This window comes from Escherichia sp. KCJ4928 (assembly GCF_004352695.1).
Lineage (GTDB): Bacteria > Pseudomonadota > Gammaproteobacteria > Enterobacterales > Enterobacteriaceae > ECMA0423.
The window spans coordinates 1-262 of the sequence record NZ_SJWV01000743.1; the positions used below are offsets into that span (position 1 = coordinate 1).

At 54.2% G+C, this 262-nt stretch carries 1 pseudogene; it reads right to left on the reverse strand.

Annotated features, from left to right (window positions below):
• Window positions 1-262: pseudogene (locus E0D98_RS26550) on the reverse strand (hypothetical protein); the annotation flags it as partial.

Here is a 262-nt window from a genome sequence, read left to right on the forward strand (position 1 = left end):
AGTGCCGGGTAAAGGGTGCCGTTCAGGCGGACCACGCCCTGCAGATGATCATCTGCGCTGTGGACCAGCAGAAGATTCAACTGACGATTGTCCTTATCGGCAGAGGCGATGGCTGGTATCAGTTCATCGGGGGCTTTACCTGCGAGGGGGAGTCGCATTGATTGATCCTGAGGTGCTGATGCAGGTTGCCTGTCTTCACCAATGTACAGATTATTGGGAGGATTTTTGGGGGAGCGAACTTCCTGCATTATCTGTGGCCAGT